The organism is Chryseobacterium capnotolerans (assembly GCF_021278965.1).
In the GTDB taxonomy this organism is placed as follows: domain Bacteria; phylum Bacteroidota; class Bacteroidia; order Flavobacteriales; family Weeksellaceae; genus Chryseobacterium; species Chryseobacterium capnotolerans.
In genome coordinates this window covers 2226432-2242913 of sequence record NZ_CP065589.1, presented here as the reverse complement: position 1 = coordinate 2242913, position 16482 = coordinate 2226432, and the positions used below count along the sequence as shown (strand labels likewise).

Below are 16482 nucleotides of genomic sequence, written 5' to 3'. Positions count from 1 at the left end.
GTCATGATTTGCCAACGCAACCACAAATGAGGATGACGCGATTGCATATGACCATTAAAAAACAATTAAATATCTTCATATGAAAAGAGAGAATATAGATCAATTGGTAAAAGTTGAATATCATGAAACTGAAAATTGCCCTTTAACAGGCAATCGTTTCTCTTTTTTCAGATCATCTATGTGATTTCCGGAAAAGGTTCCTTTACCATAAATAACAATATAGCTTCTTATAGCAAGGGCAGCCTGATATTACTAACTCCTGATGATGAACACCACTTGAAAGTTGAGGAAAAAACTGAGCTTTTACTTGTAAAGTTTAGTGAACGTTATGTAAAGGATTACAAATGGAATAGTATTGATTCAATAGGATGCTTATTGTATGGGGCTTCTTATCTTTCCGGATGTATTTTACAGAATAAGCCGGATGTTGTTTTGGTGGATTCTATTGTCACTTCACTGCTTCACGGTCTGAATTATCCGGATCTTTATCAGGAGGAGCTGACCCTGCATTACGTGAATGCATTAATTGTGATTGCTGCCAGGAATATATCAAAGATGCGGGTTGAACATATAGCATCCAATACAGATAAAAGAATAGTGGAGATCATTGATTATATCCAGGGAAATATCCATGATCCGGCACTTTTAAAGGTGGCTGTCATCGCTCATAAATTTGGACTTTCCGAAACCTATCTTGGCAGCTATTTTAAAAACCATTGCGGAGAAACCATTACCCATTATATCCTGAATTATAAATTAAGATTGATTGAACATCGGCTTCTTTTTAGCGATATGAGGATTAATGAGATAGTCACCGAGTTTGGTTTTTCTGATGAAAGTCATCTCAATAAGTTCTTCAAAAAGCAGCATAACATGAGTCTGACCGAGTTTAAAAAAAGCAAATCATTATCTAAAGTTATAGATTAAGTAAACTTATGTAATGTTTTGTTATATAGTGTTATATTTATATTTAAGTTTTGGCTGTCTTTAATTACTTTAATGAGAATTTAATAATCATTCACAACAATTGAAAAAAGATTGCAATAGTATTGCACATCAAAAATTATTGAAATTTGCTGCAAACAAATAAGCATGACAGATTTTATCCGATTTTTTATCCCGTGTTATTTTATACTTTTTTTTTGCTGTTTCATTTCTTGGAATCAGTATAGCTGTTGCAAGGAAAATTGGCAAGAATCCTAATGTATTGCCAAAAGATGATTCTGCTTATGCGTTAGTAGGTTGGTATTTCAAGCTGATTCTCATCGTTTTATTCATTTATGCCTTATTGCCTTTACCTTTTCCAAGGGTAAGAGAATTATTTGGAATAGATTTTTTGAGCTTTAATCTGTTTCAGTACATTGGAGTTGGATTAATGATTTTAGCCTTTATCTGGGTGGTTATTGCACAATTTCAAATGAAAAACTCCTGGCGCATAGGCATCGATGAGCACATGAAAACAGAACTTATTACAATCGGATTATTTCGGTTTTCACGAAATCCTATTTTTTTAGGGATGACGCTAAGCCTTATCGGGTTTTTCTTTGCTTACCCTACAGTAATTGCCTTCTTTTTGTTGATAATCGGCAGTATCTTAATGCAGATTCAGATTCGTCTTGAAGAAGAACATTTACAGAGACAGCACGGCTCTGTTTATCTGACTTATAAAAAGAGAGTTGGACGTATGTTACACCTTTATTAAAAGCAAAAACTTAAAAATCGTTTTGCTGAACTTTTTGTATCTTTGACGGGTATAATTTTTCAAACTAATTTAAATAAGAAACATGTCGTTACAACAAACTATTGAAAACATTTGGGATAATAGAGAACTATTACAAAATGAAGACAGCCAAAAAGCGATCAGAGAGGTTATTTCTTTATTAGATTCCGGAGAACTTCGTGTAGCAGAGCCTACGGAAAACGGATGGCAGGTAAATGAGTGGGTGAAGAAAGCAGTAGTAATGTATTTCCCGATCCAAAAGATGGAAACTATTGAAGTAGGTCCATTTGAATTCCATGACAAGATTCCTTTAAAGAAAAATTATGCGGAAAAAGGAGTGAGAGTAGTTCCTCATGCAATTGCCAGAGAAGGATCTTTCGTCGCTTCAGGGGTAATTATGATGCCGTCTTATGTCAACATTGGAGCTTATGTAGATTCAGGAACAATGGTAGATACCTGGGCAACAGTAGGAAGCTGTGCACAGATCGGTAAAAATGTTCACTTGAGCGGCGGTGTTGGAATCGGTGGTGTATTAGAGCCATTACAAGCAGCTCCGGTAATCATTGAAGATGATTGTTTTATCGGTTCAAGATGTATCGTGGTAGAAGGAGTGCATGTAGAAAGAGAAGCAGTATTGGGAGCGAATGTTGTTTTAACAGCATCTACAAAAATCATTGATGTAACAGGAAGCGAACCTATCGAAATTAAAGGAAGAGTTCCTGCTCGTTCTGTAGTAATCCCGGGAAGCTATACAAAACAATATCCAGCTGGAGAATATCAGGTTCCTTGTGCTCTGATCATCGGTCAGAGAAAAGAATCTACAGATAAAAAAACATCTCTTAATGATGCATTGAGAGAAAATAATGTAGCTGTTTAAGATTAGGTTTTTAAACTAATACCACTTATTTTGAAAGAAAAATTTCTTAAGATACTATTAAACCCTAAATATATATTTGGGGTTTATATTATTGTAGCCATAGCTACTGCACTTTCTAAGCTCTCCAGAGGTCCTCAGGCGATTAACAATTACCTGATTTTCAAAGGAGTTTTCTTTAATACCATTGATGAGAAAAACTTGTATCTGGCATACCCTGAGCGTTATGGTGATACCAACCATTATGGTATCTTATTCAGTTTGCTGATTGCTCCTTTTGCAGTAATGCCGGATTGGATGGGAATTGCTCTTTGGAATGTTGCCAATACAGCTGTTTTTCTATATGCTATTTATAAACTTCCATTTTCTGATCCTAAAAAAGCTCTTTTTGCTTTATTATGTCTGCAGGAATTCATCACTGCGGCAGTGAGTTTACAGTTTAATGTGGCTTTGGCAGGGCTTTTAATGCTGTCTGCAACATTTATTTACGAAAGAAAAGAAGTACAGTCAGCAACTGCTATTGTTGTGGGAATTTTTGTGAAAATTTATGGAATTGTAGGCTTGTCACAGTTTTTCTTTATCAAAAATAAAGTGAAGTTTATTCTTGCAGGAATCGGTATTGCCGTCCTGTGTTTTGTGATCCCAATGATCTACTCAAGCCCGCAATTTGTCATTCAGAGTTACTCAGACTGGGTAACGTCTCTGATTGCGAAAAATGGTGATAATCAGATATTAGGAAATATGCAGGATATATCGCTAATGGGGTTTGTAAGAAGAATTTTGGGGGATGCTTCCATTTCCAATCTTACCTTTTTAGCTTTTGGTGTTCCTTTATTTGCATTACCCTATATCAGAATCAAGCAATATAAAAACTATGCATTTCAATTGATGATTCTGGCTTCTACATTGCTGTTTTTGGTGTTGTTTAGCTCAGGTTCAGAATCACCAACGTATATCATTGCCGTAGCAGGAGTAATGATCTGGTTTACCCTTCAAAAGGGAAAAACGCCTTTCATAATTGGATTATTGGTATTTGTTATCATTTTAACCTGTTTTTCACCATCGGATTTATTTCCGAAATTTATCAAACAAAATTATATTATTAAATATTCTTTGAAAGCCGTACCTTGTATCGTTGTTTGGTTCAGAGTTATTTACGAACTGATGACCAAAGACTTTGAGAAGGACTACACTTTAAATTAATGTATGAAGAAAATTTCTATTGTCATTCCTGCCCATAACGAAGAAGGAAATGTGGCTTTAGTTCATGAAAAAATAAAAGAAGTTTTTTCAGGGCTGGAGAATTATGATTTTGAAATCATTTTTGTGAATGATGGGAGCAGGGATAGCACACAGCAGAAGTTGGAAGAACTGTCCCAAAAGTATGAAGAAGTAAAATTTATTGAATTTTCCAGAAATTTTGGACACCAGCCGGCGGTAAAGGCCGGGATGGATTATGCACATGGAAATGCTGTGGTTTCAATGGATGGCGATCTTCAGCATCCCCCTGAATTAATCCCTGAAATGATTCAAAAATGGGAGGAAGGCTATGATATTGTGTATACGGTAAGAACCTATCCTAAACAGATTTCTTATTTTAAAAGAAAGACTTCAGATGTTTTTTATAAGCTTTTATCCAGCCTTTCAGATGTAAACCTTACCAAAGGAGGCGGATCTGATTTCAGATTGATGGATGCCAATGCTGTAGAAGCGATGAGAAGTTTTAAAGAAGATGATCTGTTCTTAAGAGGGCTAACAAGCTGGATGGGCTACAAACAAATCGGCATCGATTTTACTGCAGGAGAAAGAATGGCAGGAGAAAGCAGTTATAACCTCAAAAAAATGCTCAAATTTGCGTTTACAGGAATTACTGCTTTTAGTGTAAAACCACTTTATTTAGCAGCTTATCTGGGCTTTTTATTCTCTCTTTTTTCAGTAATTGGATATGTTGCTTATGTGATTCACTCATTTGTTGTTCATACTGAAATCTCAGGTTGGGCATCATTAATTATGACCATTGTATTCTTTGGAGGAATTCAACTCATCATCCTCGGAATCATTGGTATTTATTTAGGGAAAATCTTTAAACAGGTTAAAGAAAGACCTAATTATATTATAAAAAACAAAAATTTTTAAATGGTTTTATTAAGTTTTGATATCGAGGAGTTTGACATGCCTTTAGAATATAAAGGCGAGATCTCTTTTGATAAACAAATCTCTATATCTCAGCACGGACTTGAAAATATTTTAAATATTCTGAAAAAACATGGAGCAAAAGCTACCTTTTTTTCTACCGTAGTCTTTGCCGAAAACAGTAAACATCTTATTGAAAGACTACTGAATGAAGGTCATGAGCTCGCTTCTCACACTTGGTTTCACTCAGAGTTTGAAGATAAACATCTCAAAGAATCAAGAGAAAGACTGGAAGAGTTATTCTCCACAAAAGTAACAGGCTTAAGAATGCCGAGAATGATGCCTGTAGATGAAAAAGAAGTGGAAAAAGCTGGATATTCATACAATTCATCCATTAATCCAACATTTTTACCAGGAAGATATAACAACCTTAAAGTATCGAGAACTTACTTTAATGAAGGAAATGTAATGCAGGTTCCTGCATCAGTATCCCCGAATTTCAGAATTCCTTTATTCTGGTTAAGCTTTCATAATTTTCCATTAGCGATCTATAAAAAGCTGGCAGCTGATGTATTGAAAAAGGATAAGTATCTGAATATTTATTTCCATCCCTGGGAATTTTCATCCATTAAAGATGAAGCATTCAAACTTCCTGGTTTTACAGTGAAAAATTCCGGAAAAGAGATGGTAGAAAGATTTGATACCTTTGTGGGATGGCTTAAAGAAAAAGGCCATACCTTTGGTACCTTTCAGGAATTTCAAAAACAGATACACGCATGAAAATTGCTTTTGACGCAAAACGTTTTTTCCATAACACATCCGGGCTGGGCAATTATTCAAGAGATCTGGTAAGAATTCTTTCTCAATATGAACCGGACAACGAATATCTGCTGCTCAATAAAAACAAATCTGAGCGTGGAAAGGATATTCTTGACCGTCCCAATGTAAAGTTTGTAGAAACTTCAAAAGGAAGCCTCTCGCGCCAGCTTAAAATGGGAAAAGATGCCCAAAAGCTGGGTGCGGATATTTTTCATGGTTTATCCGGTGAATTGCCTTTGAAATGGGATCAGAAACCTATTAAAAAGATCGTAACCATCCATGATCTGATCTTTGTGAGATATCCGCAGTATTATTCCTTTTTTGACCGCAAAATACATCTTTGGAAGTTTAAAAAAGCGGCTGCTATGGCGGATAAGGTTATTGCCATATCAGAACAGACTAAAAGAGATATTATTCAATTTTTAAAAGTCCCTGAAAGCAAAATTGAAGTCATTTACCAAGGCTGTCACCATGCATTTAAAGAACAGCAGTCTCCTGAACAGGTCCAGGCTGCCAAAGATAAATTCAAGCTTCCGGAAAGGTTCATTTTGAATGTTGGAACCATTGAAGATAGAAAGAACCTGTTGACTGTGGTGAAGGCTATTAAAGACACAGAAATTCCTCTGGTAGTGGTAGGCAGAAAGACTAAATATTATCAGAAAATAGAACATTTCCTGAAGAAAAATAAGATGGAAAAGCAAGTGTTGTTTCTGGAAGGAGTTGCTATGGATGAGCTTGCTATAATTTATAAATTAGCTGATATTTTTGTGTATCCGAGTTTCTTTGAAGGATTCGGAATCCCAGTGATAGAAGCTCTTTTCTCAAAAACAGTTGTCGTAACAAGCAATACAAGCTGTCTGCCGGAAGCAGGAGGAAAAGATTCCGTTTATATCGATCCGAATAATGATCTTGACATCAGAGCCAAGATAAAATTTTTATGGGAAAATGAATCCGAGCGAAAACGCCGTGAGGAAAAGGGATTCGAGTTTGTTCAGAAGTTTAATGATGAACCTATTGCAAAGAATTTAATGAATCTTTATCAAAAAATTATCTGAAAAAACTTTGCATTTTAAAAATAAATCCTACATTTGCATCATAATTCAATACAATGAAACCAATTTTTTTAGCATTACATCATTATTATCATCATCTCTGTTAGGCGGAATTGATTGATATAGGATTATGCTAAAATCAAAAATATTTAAAAACCGTCTGAGTAAGTAGACGGTTTTTTTGTTTCCTGAATTCTCCTCAGAAATTTCAACAGATCAGTTTTTATTTACTCGGACTCAAAAAAGACGAAATGAGTAAATTAAAAATTGCGATCCAGAAAAGTGGCCGTTTATACGAAGAATCCCTGCAGCTTCTCAAAGACTGCGGAATCTTTGTGAACAACGGAAAAGACCAGCTTAAAGTCTCCGTAGACAACTTTCCGATGGAAATCATGTATCTGCGAAATTCAGATATCCCTCAATACCTTGAAGACGGGGTGGTGGATGTAGCCATCGTTGGCGAAAATCTTTTAATTGAAAAACAGAAAAGAATTCAGATTGTTGAGAAACTAGGCTTTTCAAAATGTCGTGTATCTATCGCTATTCCAAAAGAAGTGGAAACCGATGATCTGACTTACTTTCAAGGCCGAAAAATTGCCACTTCCTACCCAAACACCCTTAAAAACTTTTTAGAAACAAAAGGAATCACTTCAGATATCCACGTTATTTCAGGTTCTGTAGAAATTGCACCCAACATTGGGCTTGCAGACGGGATTTGTGATATTGTAAGTTCCGGAAGTACTTTATTTAAAAACGGATTGAGAGAAACTGTAACACTTTTAAAATCAGAAGCGGTTCTGGCGCAGACTCCACAATTATCAACAGAAAAAGCAGCTATTCTGGATAAATTTATTTTCAGAATTAAAGCAGTCTTAAAGGCGAAAAACTCAAAATACATCCTGATGAACGTTCCCAATGACATGATTCAAAAAGTGGCAGATGTACTTCCTGTACTGAAAAGTCCAACGGTGATTCCTTTGGCAGAAGAGGGCTGGAGCAGCATTCATTCTGTGATTGATGAAGAAAGGTTCTGGGAAGTTATTGATGAACTGAAGGCAAACGGAGCGCAGGATATCCTCATTATTCCGATTGATAAAATGGTGATTTAGAGAAAGATAATAACTGTTAAGAAAAGTAACGAATAGTAAAGTAAAATTAAGATAAGTTAAGTTTAAAAAGCTAATAAAATATTGTTAATTAAAACGTTAAGAACTGAAAATCAATTTATACTAAGAAAAAAATATACAGATGAAAATATATCGATATCCAACAAAAGACATATGGGCAGAGCTTGTACAACGTCCTGTTTTTTGAACGGGAGGAAATTTCCGGATTGATCACAGGAATATTTACTGAAGTGGAAAACAACGGAGACCAAGCTTTGATTGCATTCAATAAAAAATTTGATCAAGCAGAAACTGAAAGCATTGTTGTTACTGACGAAGAGATAAATAGTGCTGAAAAACAGCTTAGTAATGATTTGAAATTAGCCATCCGGCAAGCGAAAGAAAACATTTTTACATTTCACGAATCTCAGAATCCGGAAATTCAGAAAATTGAAACCACAAAAGGAGTGGTTTGCTGGAGAGAAAACCGAGCTATAGAAAAAGTAGGAATTTATATCCCCGGTGGAACAGCCCCTTTATTTTCAACAGTATTAATGCTTGCAGTACCCGCTAATATTGCCGGATGTAAGGAAATTATTCTTTGTACGCCACCGGATAAAAACGGAGCCGTTAACCCTGCCATTTTATATACAGCAAAGCTTTGCGGGGTTTCAAAAATGTTCAAAACAGGGGGTGCTCAAGCTATTGCTGCGATGACTTTAGGAACTGAAAGTATACCACAGGTGTATAAGATTTTTGGCCCGGGAAATCAGTTCGTAGTGGCTGCTAAAGAATATGCGCAACGATATGGAGTTGCTATTGATATGCCGGCTGGTCCAAGTGAAGTGCTTGTGATGGCAGATGAACAAGCTGTTCCTGAATTTTGTGCTGCAGACTTACTTTCTCAGGCAGAACACGGAAGTGATAGCCAGGTGATTTTTCTTACGACCGATCTTAAAGTTTTTAAGGAGACGATTAGTGCGGTTGAACAGCAAGTCAGAGACTTACCAAGAAATGAAATGGCAGGAAAAGCTTTGGAGAACAGTTGTTTTATTTTGTTGAGCAGCCTTGAGGAAGCCGTTGAGTTCAGTAACCTATATGCTCCGGAACACCTTATTCTTGCAATGGATGAATTTGAAAAATATATTCCTCTGATTCAGAATGCAGGTTCAGTATTCCTTGGAAATTACTCCTGTGAAAGCGCTGGAGATTATGCCAGCGGAACCAATCACACGCTTCCCACGAATGCATATGCAAAAAATTATAGCGGGGTGTCTCTGGATAGTTTTGTAAAGAAAATCACCTTCCAGCATTTATCAAAGAAAGGCCTTCAGAATCTGGGAAAAACAATAAAAATAATGGCGGAAGCTGAGGGGCTTATTGCCCACAAAAATGCAGTATCAATAAGATTAAAACGATAATATGAACACAATCAGTACCAATACATTAGTAAGAGAGAATATTTTAAAATTAAAACCTTATATAAGCTTCAGGGATCATAATGAGTTCAATGAGCCCACATTTTTGGATGCTAATGAAAGTCCTTTTGGAGAATGGAACCGTTATCCCGATTCTACTCAAAGAAAACTTAAAAACAAGTTAGCTGAACTTAAAAACTTATCTGCTAAACAGATAGCCGTAGGAAATGGAAGTGATGAACTGATTGATTTAATTATTAAAATCTTCTGTGAGCCTAAAAAGGATGCTATTTTGATGATGAATCCCTCTTTTGCAATGTATGGCTTTTATGCTGCTATTAATGAAAACAGGGTTTTACAACTGAATCTGGATGAGAACTTTGAGATTGTAAAAAATGACTTTTTAAACATCATAAAAGAAGAATCTATAAAGATTTTCTTTCTGTGTTCTCCTAACAACCCAACCGGAAACAGCACAGAAGATATTGAGTTTTATATTCAGAATTTCAATGGGATTGTGGTGGTAGATGAAGCTTATATTGAATTTTCCGGAAAAAAATCAAGCCTGGAGCTTTTGGAAAAGTATCCTAATCTGATTGTACTACAGACTTTTTCAAAAGCCTGGGGAATGGCAGGAGCCAGAGTAGGTGTAGCTTATTCTTCTGAAGAAATTACTCAGTTAATTAATACAGTGAAAGCACCCTATAATGTGAATGCATTGAGCCAGGAACTCATTTTGAATGTGCTGGAAGATGAAAGTGCATTGAAAAAGAATGTACATGATATTATTGCTGAGCGTGAATGGCTGCAGGCACAATTTAAGAGCATTGAATGCATTACCAAGGTCTTCCCAACGGATGCTAACTTTTTTTTAATCAAAATGAAAGACATAGAAAAGGTATATGCACAAATGCTGGAACAGGAAATTTTAACAAGCAGAAGAGATCCTGCCATTCCGGGATGTATCAGGATTAATGTAGGAAACCGCAAGGAGAATGAGAAGCTGATTACTCTTTTAAAGAACATATAGAGATGAAAAAAGTATTATTTATCGATCGGGATGGTACCTTGATTATTGAACCACCTATTGATTTTCAGGTAGATTCATTAGAGAAACTGGAATTTTATCCCGGTGTTTTCCAAAACCTTTCAAAAATTGCCGGTGAACTGGATTATGAATTGGTGATGGTGACCAACCAGGACGGGCTAGGAACAGAAAGTTTTCCTTTCGAAGACTTTATAAAGCCTCAAGAAAAAATGCTCAAAGCTTTCCAAAATGAAGGGGTTATTTTCAGTGATATTTTAATTGATAAAAGCTTTGAAAGTGAAAATTTACCCACCAGAAAACCTGGCATAGGAATGCTTGCAAAATACATTTATGGGGATTATGATCTTGAGAATTCCTATGTGATTGGTGATCGGATTACAGATGTTCAACTTGCTAAAAATATGGGGTCTAAATCTATTTTCCTAAATGAAAACTTTAATGGTGAAGCAGATCTTTCTACAACAGAATGGAGTACGATTTATCAGTTCTTAAAGACGGGAATGAGGAGCGCAAAAGTCTACAGAAAGACCAATGAAACAGAAATCGAAATTGAGGTCAATATTGATGGAAAAGGAAAATCTGAAATCTCTACCGGACTCCACTTTTTTGATCACATGCTGGAACAGATTGCCAGACACGGAAATATGGATCTTAAGATCAAAGTAAACGGAGATCTTCAGGTAGATGAGCACCACACCGTAGAAGATACAGGAATTGTACTGGGGGAAGCTGTTTTAAAAGCGCTGGGAAAGAAAAAAGGAATTGAAAGGTATGGTTTCCTGCTTCCGATGGATGACTGTCTATCACAGGTCGCTATTGATTTTGGCGGTAGATCATGGCTGGTTTGGGATGCAGAATTCAAAAGAGAAAAAATAGGAGATGTGCCAACAGAAATGTTTTTTCACTTTTTTAAATCTTTTACAGATTCTTCAAGAACCAATTTGAATATTAAAGCAGAAGGAGAAAATGAGCATCACAAAATAGAATCAATTTTTAAAGCTTTTGCTAAAGCAGTGAAAATGGCCGTCAATCAATCTGATAGTAACTATAATTTACCCTCAACAAAAGGAAGTTTATAATTAAATAGATTGAATTGAATTTAAAATCAACTATCTGGATATTAAGTATATGGAGAAGCTTAAGATAAGTTAAACTTTATCTAAAATGGTTTAAAATAAATCAATGGATTTATTTACAATTAAAATAAGACTTATGATCGCAATAATAAAATATAACGGAGGGAATGTAAGCTCCGTACAGAACGCTTTAAACAGGCTGAATATCGACTCAGTCATTACAGATGACCCTGAACAGATCCTGAAAGCTGATAAGGTTATTTTCCCTGGTGTAGGCGAAGCCTCGTCTACGATGAAGCTGTTGAAAGCAAAAGGGCTTGATTACCTTATTCCTACATTAAAACAACCTGTTTTAGGGATATGTCTGGGTATGCAGCTGATGTGTAAAGGAAATGAGGAAGGAAATACAGAAGGTTTGGGGATTTTCGATATCAGTGTCAAAAGGTTTCCTCCTTTGGATCTTGTCCCTCATATGGGCTGGAATACGCTTTCAAAACAAGAATCTTCAATATTCTCTGGAATTGAACCCGAAAATGATGTGTATTTTGTGCATAGTTATTATTGTGAACTGTCAGAATTTACTACTTCGGTTTGTGATTATATTCTTCCATTTAGTGCCTCTCTACAGAAAGATAACTTTTATGCGGTTCAGTTTCATCCAGAGAAATCGGGGGATGTGGGCAGCCGAATATTAAATAATTTTATAAACTTATCATGATGAAGATTATTCCTGCTATTGATGTTATTGACGGAAAATGTGTGCGTTTATCCAAAGGAGATTATAGCACCAAGAAAATATACAATGAAGATCCTGTAGAAGTGGCCAGAGAGTTTGAAGACTTTGGTATTCAGTTTCTTCATCTTGTGGATCTTGACGGGGCAAAATCTAAGCATATTGTTAATCAGAAAGTGCTTGAAAATATTGCGAAATCAACTTCGTTACAGATTGATTTTGGGGGCGGTTTAAAAACTTCGCAGGATATTGAAACAGCTTTCAATTCCGGTGCAAAGCAGATTACATTGGGAAGTATTGCGGTACAGGATCCCGAGTTTTGTCTTACCGTTATTGAAAAATATGGTCCCGGAAAAATTATTTTGGGAGCAGATTGTGACAACAGGAAGATTAAAACCTCCGGCTGGCTGGAAGAAAGCAATCTGGATATTATTGATTTTATTCTTGGATATCAGAAAAAAGGAATCAACACGGTGATATGCACTGATATTTCAAAGGATGGGATGCTGGAAGGTCCTTCAACAGAGCTTTATATCGAAACTTTATCTACAACATCAATACAGTTGGTAGCCAGTGGTGGTATTTCCGGGATTAATGATGTCTATAAAATGAAAGATATCGGCTGCGCCGGAACAATCATCGGGAAAGCAATTTACGAAGGAAGAATAAGCCTTCAACAACTTCAAAATTTTATTGAAAATGCTTAAAAAAGAATTATTCCATGTCTGGATATTAAGGATGGAAGTACGGTAAAGGGAATCAACTTCGAGGATCTTAAAAATGCCGGAGATCCCGTAGAACTTGCTAAAAAATATGAAGCAGAGGGTGCTGATGAACTGGTTTTCCTTGATATTACAGCAACGCTGGAAAACAGGAAAACATTTGTAGAATTAGTACGGAAAATAGCTCAGGAACTAAGCATACCATTTACCGTTGGTGGTGGAATAGCCTCTGTTGAAGATGTCAGAAAGCTTTTAGAGGCCGGAGCAGATAAGATCAGTATCAATTCTGCTGCTGTTAAAGAACCCAAACTGATTGCTGAACTGGCTAATGAATTCGGAAGTCAGTGTGTAGTGGTTGCTATTGATACCAAAAGAATTGACCAAGCTGATCTTGTCCATATTAAAGGCGGAAGAGAAGCTACAGAACTGAACACGGTAGAATGGGCAAAAAGAGCAGAAGCCTTGGGAGCAGGTGAAATTCTTTTAACTTCAATGGATGGTGACGGAACCAAAAACGGGTTTGACCTTTACATTACCCAACAGGTTTCAGAAAAGATCTCAATTCCTGTAATCGCTTCCGGGGGCGCCGGAACTGTAAATGATTTTGTTAAAGTTTTTAATGAAACGAAAGCTACAGGAGCTTTGGCAGCCAGTATATTCCATTTTAATGAAATAGGAATTAAAGATTTAAAACAACAATTAAAAACTCAGAAAATAGACATACGATGAAGATTAATTTTAATAAAGATAACGGACTTGTTCCTGTTGTGATTCAGGATAACCGAACGCTGCAGGTTTTGATGCTGGGGTATATGAATGCAGAAGCTCTTGAGAAAACACAAAAAGAAAAAGTAGTGACTTTTTTCAGCCGTTCCAAAAACAGACTCTGGACAAAAGGGGAAGAATCAGGTAACTTTTTAACTGTAAAAAGTATCGATATCGATTGTGATCAGGATACCTTACTGATTAAAGTTGTTCCCACTCATATCGTATGTCATACCGGGAGTTTCAGCTGTTTTGGAGAAAAGGATTCAAAAGGTTTTATCTATGAGCTGGAAGAAACAATATCGCAAAGAATTGACAGTAAAGCCAGTGAGTCCTATACCTATTCACTGTATGAAAGAGGGATCAATAAGATGGCTCAGAAACTAGGAGAGGAAGCGGTGGAATTAGTTATTGAAGCTAAAGATAATAATGACAAGCTTTTTAAAAATGAAGCGGCTGACCTTTTATACCATTTACTGATTTTATTAAAAGCAAAAAGCTTTTCGCTTGAGGAAATTGAAGAAGTTCTTCAAAGCCGAAATCAATGAAACCTTTGAATTTTTTCAAAGGTTTTTTTATGAGAAAAATATAACACGACAGATTCTGTCGCTGTTTCGTAGTAGATTTGTATGATTAATGAAGGATGGTGCAAATGTAATGAAGGGTCTTTATTCATGGAAATATTTCATGTTAAATCACATAAATATGACTTGTGTAATGTAAAAAATTTTAAATTTGAAAAAATTTGAAAAGACTAATACTCAACTCAAAACAACACGGGAATGAAAAAACTTTATTTTAGTGCATGTACGCTATGCACCATTCTGGGACTGTCTGCCCAGGAAGTTCTCTGGCAAAAAGATATCCAATCCTCTACCCAGGATTTTCTAAGTCAGGTGACCACAACAATCGATCAGCAATACCTTATCACAGGAAGTTCTATACAGTCAGGAAATGGGAAGCTGGAGGCTGGAAGTAAGCAGAACAACGGTTATGATTTCCATTTGGTGAAACTTAACCAACAGGGAGAACAGGCCTGGGAAAAGTATTTCTCAGGAAATAATCATGATTATCTTTCTGCAACGGTATCTACCCAGGATGGCGGATTTCTTGTAGCCGGAACTTCATATTCAGGAAAAGGACTGGATAAGAAAGAGGATTCCAAAGGCGGATCTGATATGTGGCTGATCCGAATCAATGAATTCGGAGATGAACTATGGCAGAAAACTCTGGGAACTGCTTCAGATGAAGAAGCCAAAGCAGTGATCCAAACTACAGATCTAGGATTCTTTATTGCCGGAAATGTTCAAAACTCCTCCAAAGGCTATGGTTCTAAGGATGTCTGGATCACAAGACTCGACAAAGACGGAAAAGAACTCTCTCAATTGATCATAGGCGGAAAAAGTCTGGACGAAGTAGAAAAAATGATTCCAACAAAGGATGGTGGAGCCTTATTGGGAATATATTCCAGGAGTTCCGAGGTTAAGGATTCCGGGGTTAGAAATTCTGAAAGTAAATCTTCGACTGGAAGTACTAGTACCTATAACCTACTATCTGCTGCCTCAAAACAAAGCAGCAACTTCGGTGAAGGCGACTACTGGATTGTCAAACTGGACAAAAACGGAAAAGTAGAATGGGAAAAGAACTTTGGCGGGAAAGGAGATGATCATATCAGAACCCTGGCTTTAACTTCAAACGGCTATATCATTGGCGGTGAATCGAGATCCGAAAGATCCGGAAACAAAACGGTAGGGATTGAAGAAGGCACAGACCTTTGGCTGATTGCATTGAATGAAAGAGGTGATGAGCAGTGGCAGAAATCCTATAATTTCAAAAACCGCGATATCCTGATGGGAATGAGTGTCATTCATTCTTCAGATGACAAGTCTTCAAAAGGAATTCTGTTAGGCGGTTACACTCAAGCTGAAGGAAGAATAGAAAAAGATGATGAGACCTTCTGGATGCTATATCTGGATGCAAATGGCAATGAACAGTGGAGAAAACATGTCGCAGGAGAGTCCAGACAAAAAGAAGAAAGGCTTTCAGATTTGAAATTAAACAGGGACGGTTCTATTGTTTTAGCAGGAACTAGTGCCAAAGAATTAGGAAAAGAGAATTGGAAGATTGTAAAGCTAGGTGATAAGCAAGTGAATGATCTGATAGCAAAATACGATATCAAGATCTATCCAAATCCTGTATCGGATTATGCGTATGTAGAAATCGGCTTTGATTTCAAAGAAGCTGATATTATGCTGTATGATATGAGCGGAAGGCAACTTCAGAGCTTAAAAACCAAAAACAGAGTGACTAAAATTAATACCCAAGCTTTGATACAGGGGGCTTATTTAGTAACCATAAAAACGGATAACAACAAGACAGCGAATGCAAAGCTGATTAAGAAATAAAAAACATTAATCATGAAAAAAAACTATAAAATACCTTTATTCCTTTTGCTTCTATCTGGCATTGGAGTATTTGCTCAAGATAGTAAAATTACAAATGTTGTTCCTACAACCCCTGAAATGTCTGGTTTAGTAAAAAGAGTTGATATACCAATCAATTACTCATCAGGTGCAATAAACTATTCTTTAAATATTTATACTTTAAAGGTTAAAGACCTTGAAATTCCAATTACATTGAATTATACATCTACCGGATTTAAACCCGGTGAAAATTCCTCCAATATTGGACTGGGCTGGGATTTGGACGTAGGAGGTAAAATTTCACATAAAGTGAATGGTTTGGATGATCTTCATTCGCTGAAGGAATACTATGTTTTTTTTAATGGTTTTCCTGTTGATAGGCCATTAAAGATGGGGTTCGCGAATATGTCTGAAGCTCTGAATTATCCGGAATATCAAGTTTTGAGTGAGAATTCCAATTCTTTTTTAGATGAGCATAGTACCTTTATGCGAAATCCTGTTAACAGGGTAGATACAGAGCCCGATATTTTTCACTTCTCTTACGCTGGAAAAAGCAATAAATTTTTTTCTGGACAAAGATTTTAATGGAAGAC

General features: G+C 36.3%; 16 protein-coding genes and 1 pseudogene. All 17 read left to right on the top strand.

Translation table 11 applies throughout. The features are described from left to right. Positions 1–180 precede the first annotated feature (180 nt). The 17 genes and pseudogenes from H5J24_RS10660 to H5J24_RS10580 all read left to right on the top strand — a co-directional run bounded on the left by H5J24_RS10660 (position 181) and on the right by H5J24_RS10580 (position 16474). Entirely contained in the window at positions 181–927 is a 747-nt protein-coding gene (locus H5J24_RS10660) for a helix-turn-helix domain-containing protein (protein ID WP_232816295.1), read from the top strand. Positions 928–1207: 280 nt separating this feature from the next. Continuing rightward, positions 1208–1702 (top strand): methyltransferase family protein, encoded by a 495-nt coding sequence (locus H5J24_RS10655; RefSeq protein WP_232816294.1) that lies wholly within the window; start codon positions 1208–1210, stop codon positions 1700–1702. A gap of 82 nt (positions 1703–1784) precedes the next feature. Continuing rightward, positions 1785–2597 carry a 2,3,4,5-tetrahydropyridine-2,6-dicarboxylate N-succinyltransferase gene (locus H5J24_RS10650; protein WP_068943197.1) on the top strand — a complete coding sequence of 271 codons (813 nt, stop codon included), beginning with the start codon at positions 1785–1787 and terminating at the stop codon, positions 2595–2597. A 30-nt stretch (positions 2598–2627) separates the two neighbouring features. Continuing rightward, a complete protein-coding gene (locus H5J24_RS10645; protein WP_082811204.1) occupies positions 2628–3797 on the top strand; it encodes a glycosyltransferase family 87 protein in 1170 nt (389 codons plus the stop codon). Positions 3798–3800: 3 nt separating this feature from the next. Next, complete coding sequence (locus H5J24_RS10640) at positions 3801–4730, top strand: glycosyltransferase family 2 protein (protein ID WP_068943199.1); 930 nt, start codon at positions 3801–3803, stop codon at positions 4728–4730. Next, on the top strand, positions 4731–5507 hold the full coding sequence (locus H5J24_RS10635; protein WP_068943200.1) for a polysaccharide deacetylase family protein: 777 nt from the start codon (positions 4731–4733) through the stop codon (positions 5505–5507). It abuts the gene before it with no gap. Next, positions 5504–6601, top strand: coding sequence for a glycosyltransferase family 4 protein (locus H5J24_RS10630; RefSeq protein WP_068943201.1), 1098 nt, complete (start codon positions 5504–5506; stop codon positions 6599–6601). The genes H5J24_RS10635 and H5J24_RS10630 overlap by 4 nt, the downstream gene beginning before the upstream one ends. Positions 6602–6849: 248 nt before the next feature. Continuing rightward, a complete protein-coding gene (gene hisG / locus H5J24_RS10625) occupies positions 6850–7707 on the top strand; it encodes an ATP phosphoribosyltransferase (protein WP_068943202.1) in 858 nt (285 codons plus the stop codon). A 139-nt stretch (positions 7708–7846) separates the two neighbouring features. After that, positions 7847–9125: pseudogene (gene hisD / locus H5J24_RS10620) on the top strand (histidinol dehydrogenase). 1 nt (position 9126) lies between these two features. After that, positions 9127–10152: a histidinol-phosphate transaminase gene (gene hisC, locus H5J24_RS10615; protein WP_068943204.1), complete on the top strand. Its 1026-nt coding sequence runs from the start codon at positions 9127–9129 to the stop codon at positions 10150–10152. A gap of 2 nt (positions 10153–10154) precedes the next feature. Next, entirely contained in the window at positions 10155–11249 is a 1095-nt protein-coding gene (gene hisB, locus H5J24_RS10610) for a bifunctional histidinol-phosphatase/imidazoleglycerol-phosphate dehydratase HisB (RefSeq protein WP_068943205.1), read from the top strand. Positions 11250–11382: 133 nt separating this feature from the next. After that, a complete protein-coding gene (gene hisH, locus H5J24_RS10605) occupies positions 11383–11964 on the top strand; it encodes an imidazole glycerol phosphate synthase subunit HisH (protein ID WP_068945087.1) in 582 nt (193 codons plus the stop codon). Further along, complete coding sequence (gene hisA, locus H5J24_RS10600; protein WP_068943206.1) at positions 11964–12686, top strand: 1-(5-phosphoribosyl)-5-[(5-phosphoribosylamino)methylideneamino]imidazole-4-carboxamide isomerase; 723 nt, start codon at positions 11964–11966, stop codon at positions 12684–12686. Before hisH ends, hisA begins: the two co-directional genes overlap by 1 nt. A 6-nt stretch (positions 12687–12692) precedes the next feature. Then, entirely contained in the window at positions 12693–13430 is a 738-nt protein-coding gene (gene hisF / locus H5J24_RS10595; protein ID WP_232816373.1) for an imidazole glycerol phosphate synthase subunit HisF, read from the top strand. Continuing rightward, positions 13427–14014 carry a bifunctional phosphoribosyl-AMP cyclohydrolase/phosphoribosyl-ATP diphosphatase HisIE gene (gene hisIE / locus H5J24_RS10590; RefSeq protein WP_068943208.1) on the top strand — a complete coding sequence of 196 codons (588 nt, stop codon included), beginning with the start codon at positions 13427–13429 and terminating at the stop codon, positions 14012–14014. The genes hisF and hisIE overlap by 4 nt, the downstream gene beginning before the upstream one ends. Positions 14015–14248: 234 nt before the next feature. After that, positions 14249–15871 (top strand): T9SS type A sorting domain-containing protein, encoded by a 1623-nt coding sequence (locus H5J24_RS10585; protein WP_068943209.1) that lies wholly within the window; start codon positions 14249–14251, stop codon positions 15869–15871. Positions 15872–15883: 12 nt separating this feature from the next. Continuing rightward, the gene (locus H5J24_RS10580) at positions 15884–16474 is read left to right on the top strand and encodes a hypothetical protein (protein WP_232816293.1); all 591 of its coding nucleotides are present in this window, start codon (positions 15884–15886) and stop codon (positions 16472–16474) included. The last annotated feature ends 8 nt before the right edge of the window (positions 16475–16482 follow it).

Excerpts from the sequence above, each read along its gene's own strand:
- hisH (WP_068945087.1), top strand. The coding sequence starts at position 11,383 with ATGATCGCAATAATAAAATATAACGGAGGGAATGTAAGCTCCGTACAG.
- H5J24_RS10580 (WP_232816293.1), top strand. The coding sequence starts at position 15,884 with ATGAAAAAAAACTATAAAATACCTTTATTCCTTTTGCTTCTATCTGGC.
- H5J24_RS10630 (WP_068943201.1), top strand. The coding sequence starts at position 5,504 with ATGAAAATTGCTTTTGACGCAAAACGTTTTTTCCATAACACATCCGGG.
- hisA (WP_068943206.1), top strand. The coding sequence starts at position 11,964 with ATGAAGATTATTCCTGCTATTGATGTTATTGACGGAAAATGTGTGCGT.
- hisB (WP_068943205.1), top strand. The coding sequence starts at position 10,155 with ATGAAAAAAGTATTATTTATCGATCGGGATGGTACCTTGATTATTGAA.
- hisC (WP_068943204.1), top strand. The coding sequence starts at position 9,127 with ATGAACACAATCAGTACCAATACATTAGTAAGAGAGAATATTTTAAAA.
- H5J24_RS10585 (WP_068943209.1), top strand. The coding sequence starts at position 14,249 with ATGAAAAAACTTTATTTTAGTGCATGTACGCTATGCACCATTCTGGGA.
- hisG (WP_068943202.1), top strand. The coding sequence starts at position 6,850 with ATGAGTAAATTAAAAATTGCGATCCAGAAAAGTGGCCGTTTATACGAA.
- H5J24_RS10650 (WP_068943197.1), top strand. The coding sequence starts at position 1,785 with ATGTCGTTACAACAAACTATTGAAAACATTTGGGATAATAGAGAACTA.
- H5J24_RS10640 (WP_068943199.1), top strand. The coding sequence starts at position 3,801 with ATGAAGAAAATTTCTATTGTCATTCCTGCCCATAACGAAGAAGGAAAT.
- H5J24_RS10635 (WP_068943200.1), top strand. The coding sequence starts at position 4,731 with ATGGTTTTATTAAGTTTTGATATCGAGGAGTTTGACATGCCTTTAGAA.
- hisIE (WP_068943208.1), top strand. The coding sequence starts at position 13,427 with ATGAAGATTAATTTTAATAAAGATAACGGACTTGTTCCTGTTGTGATT.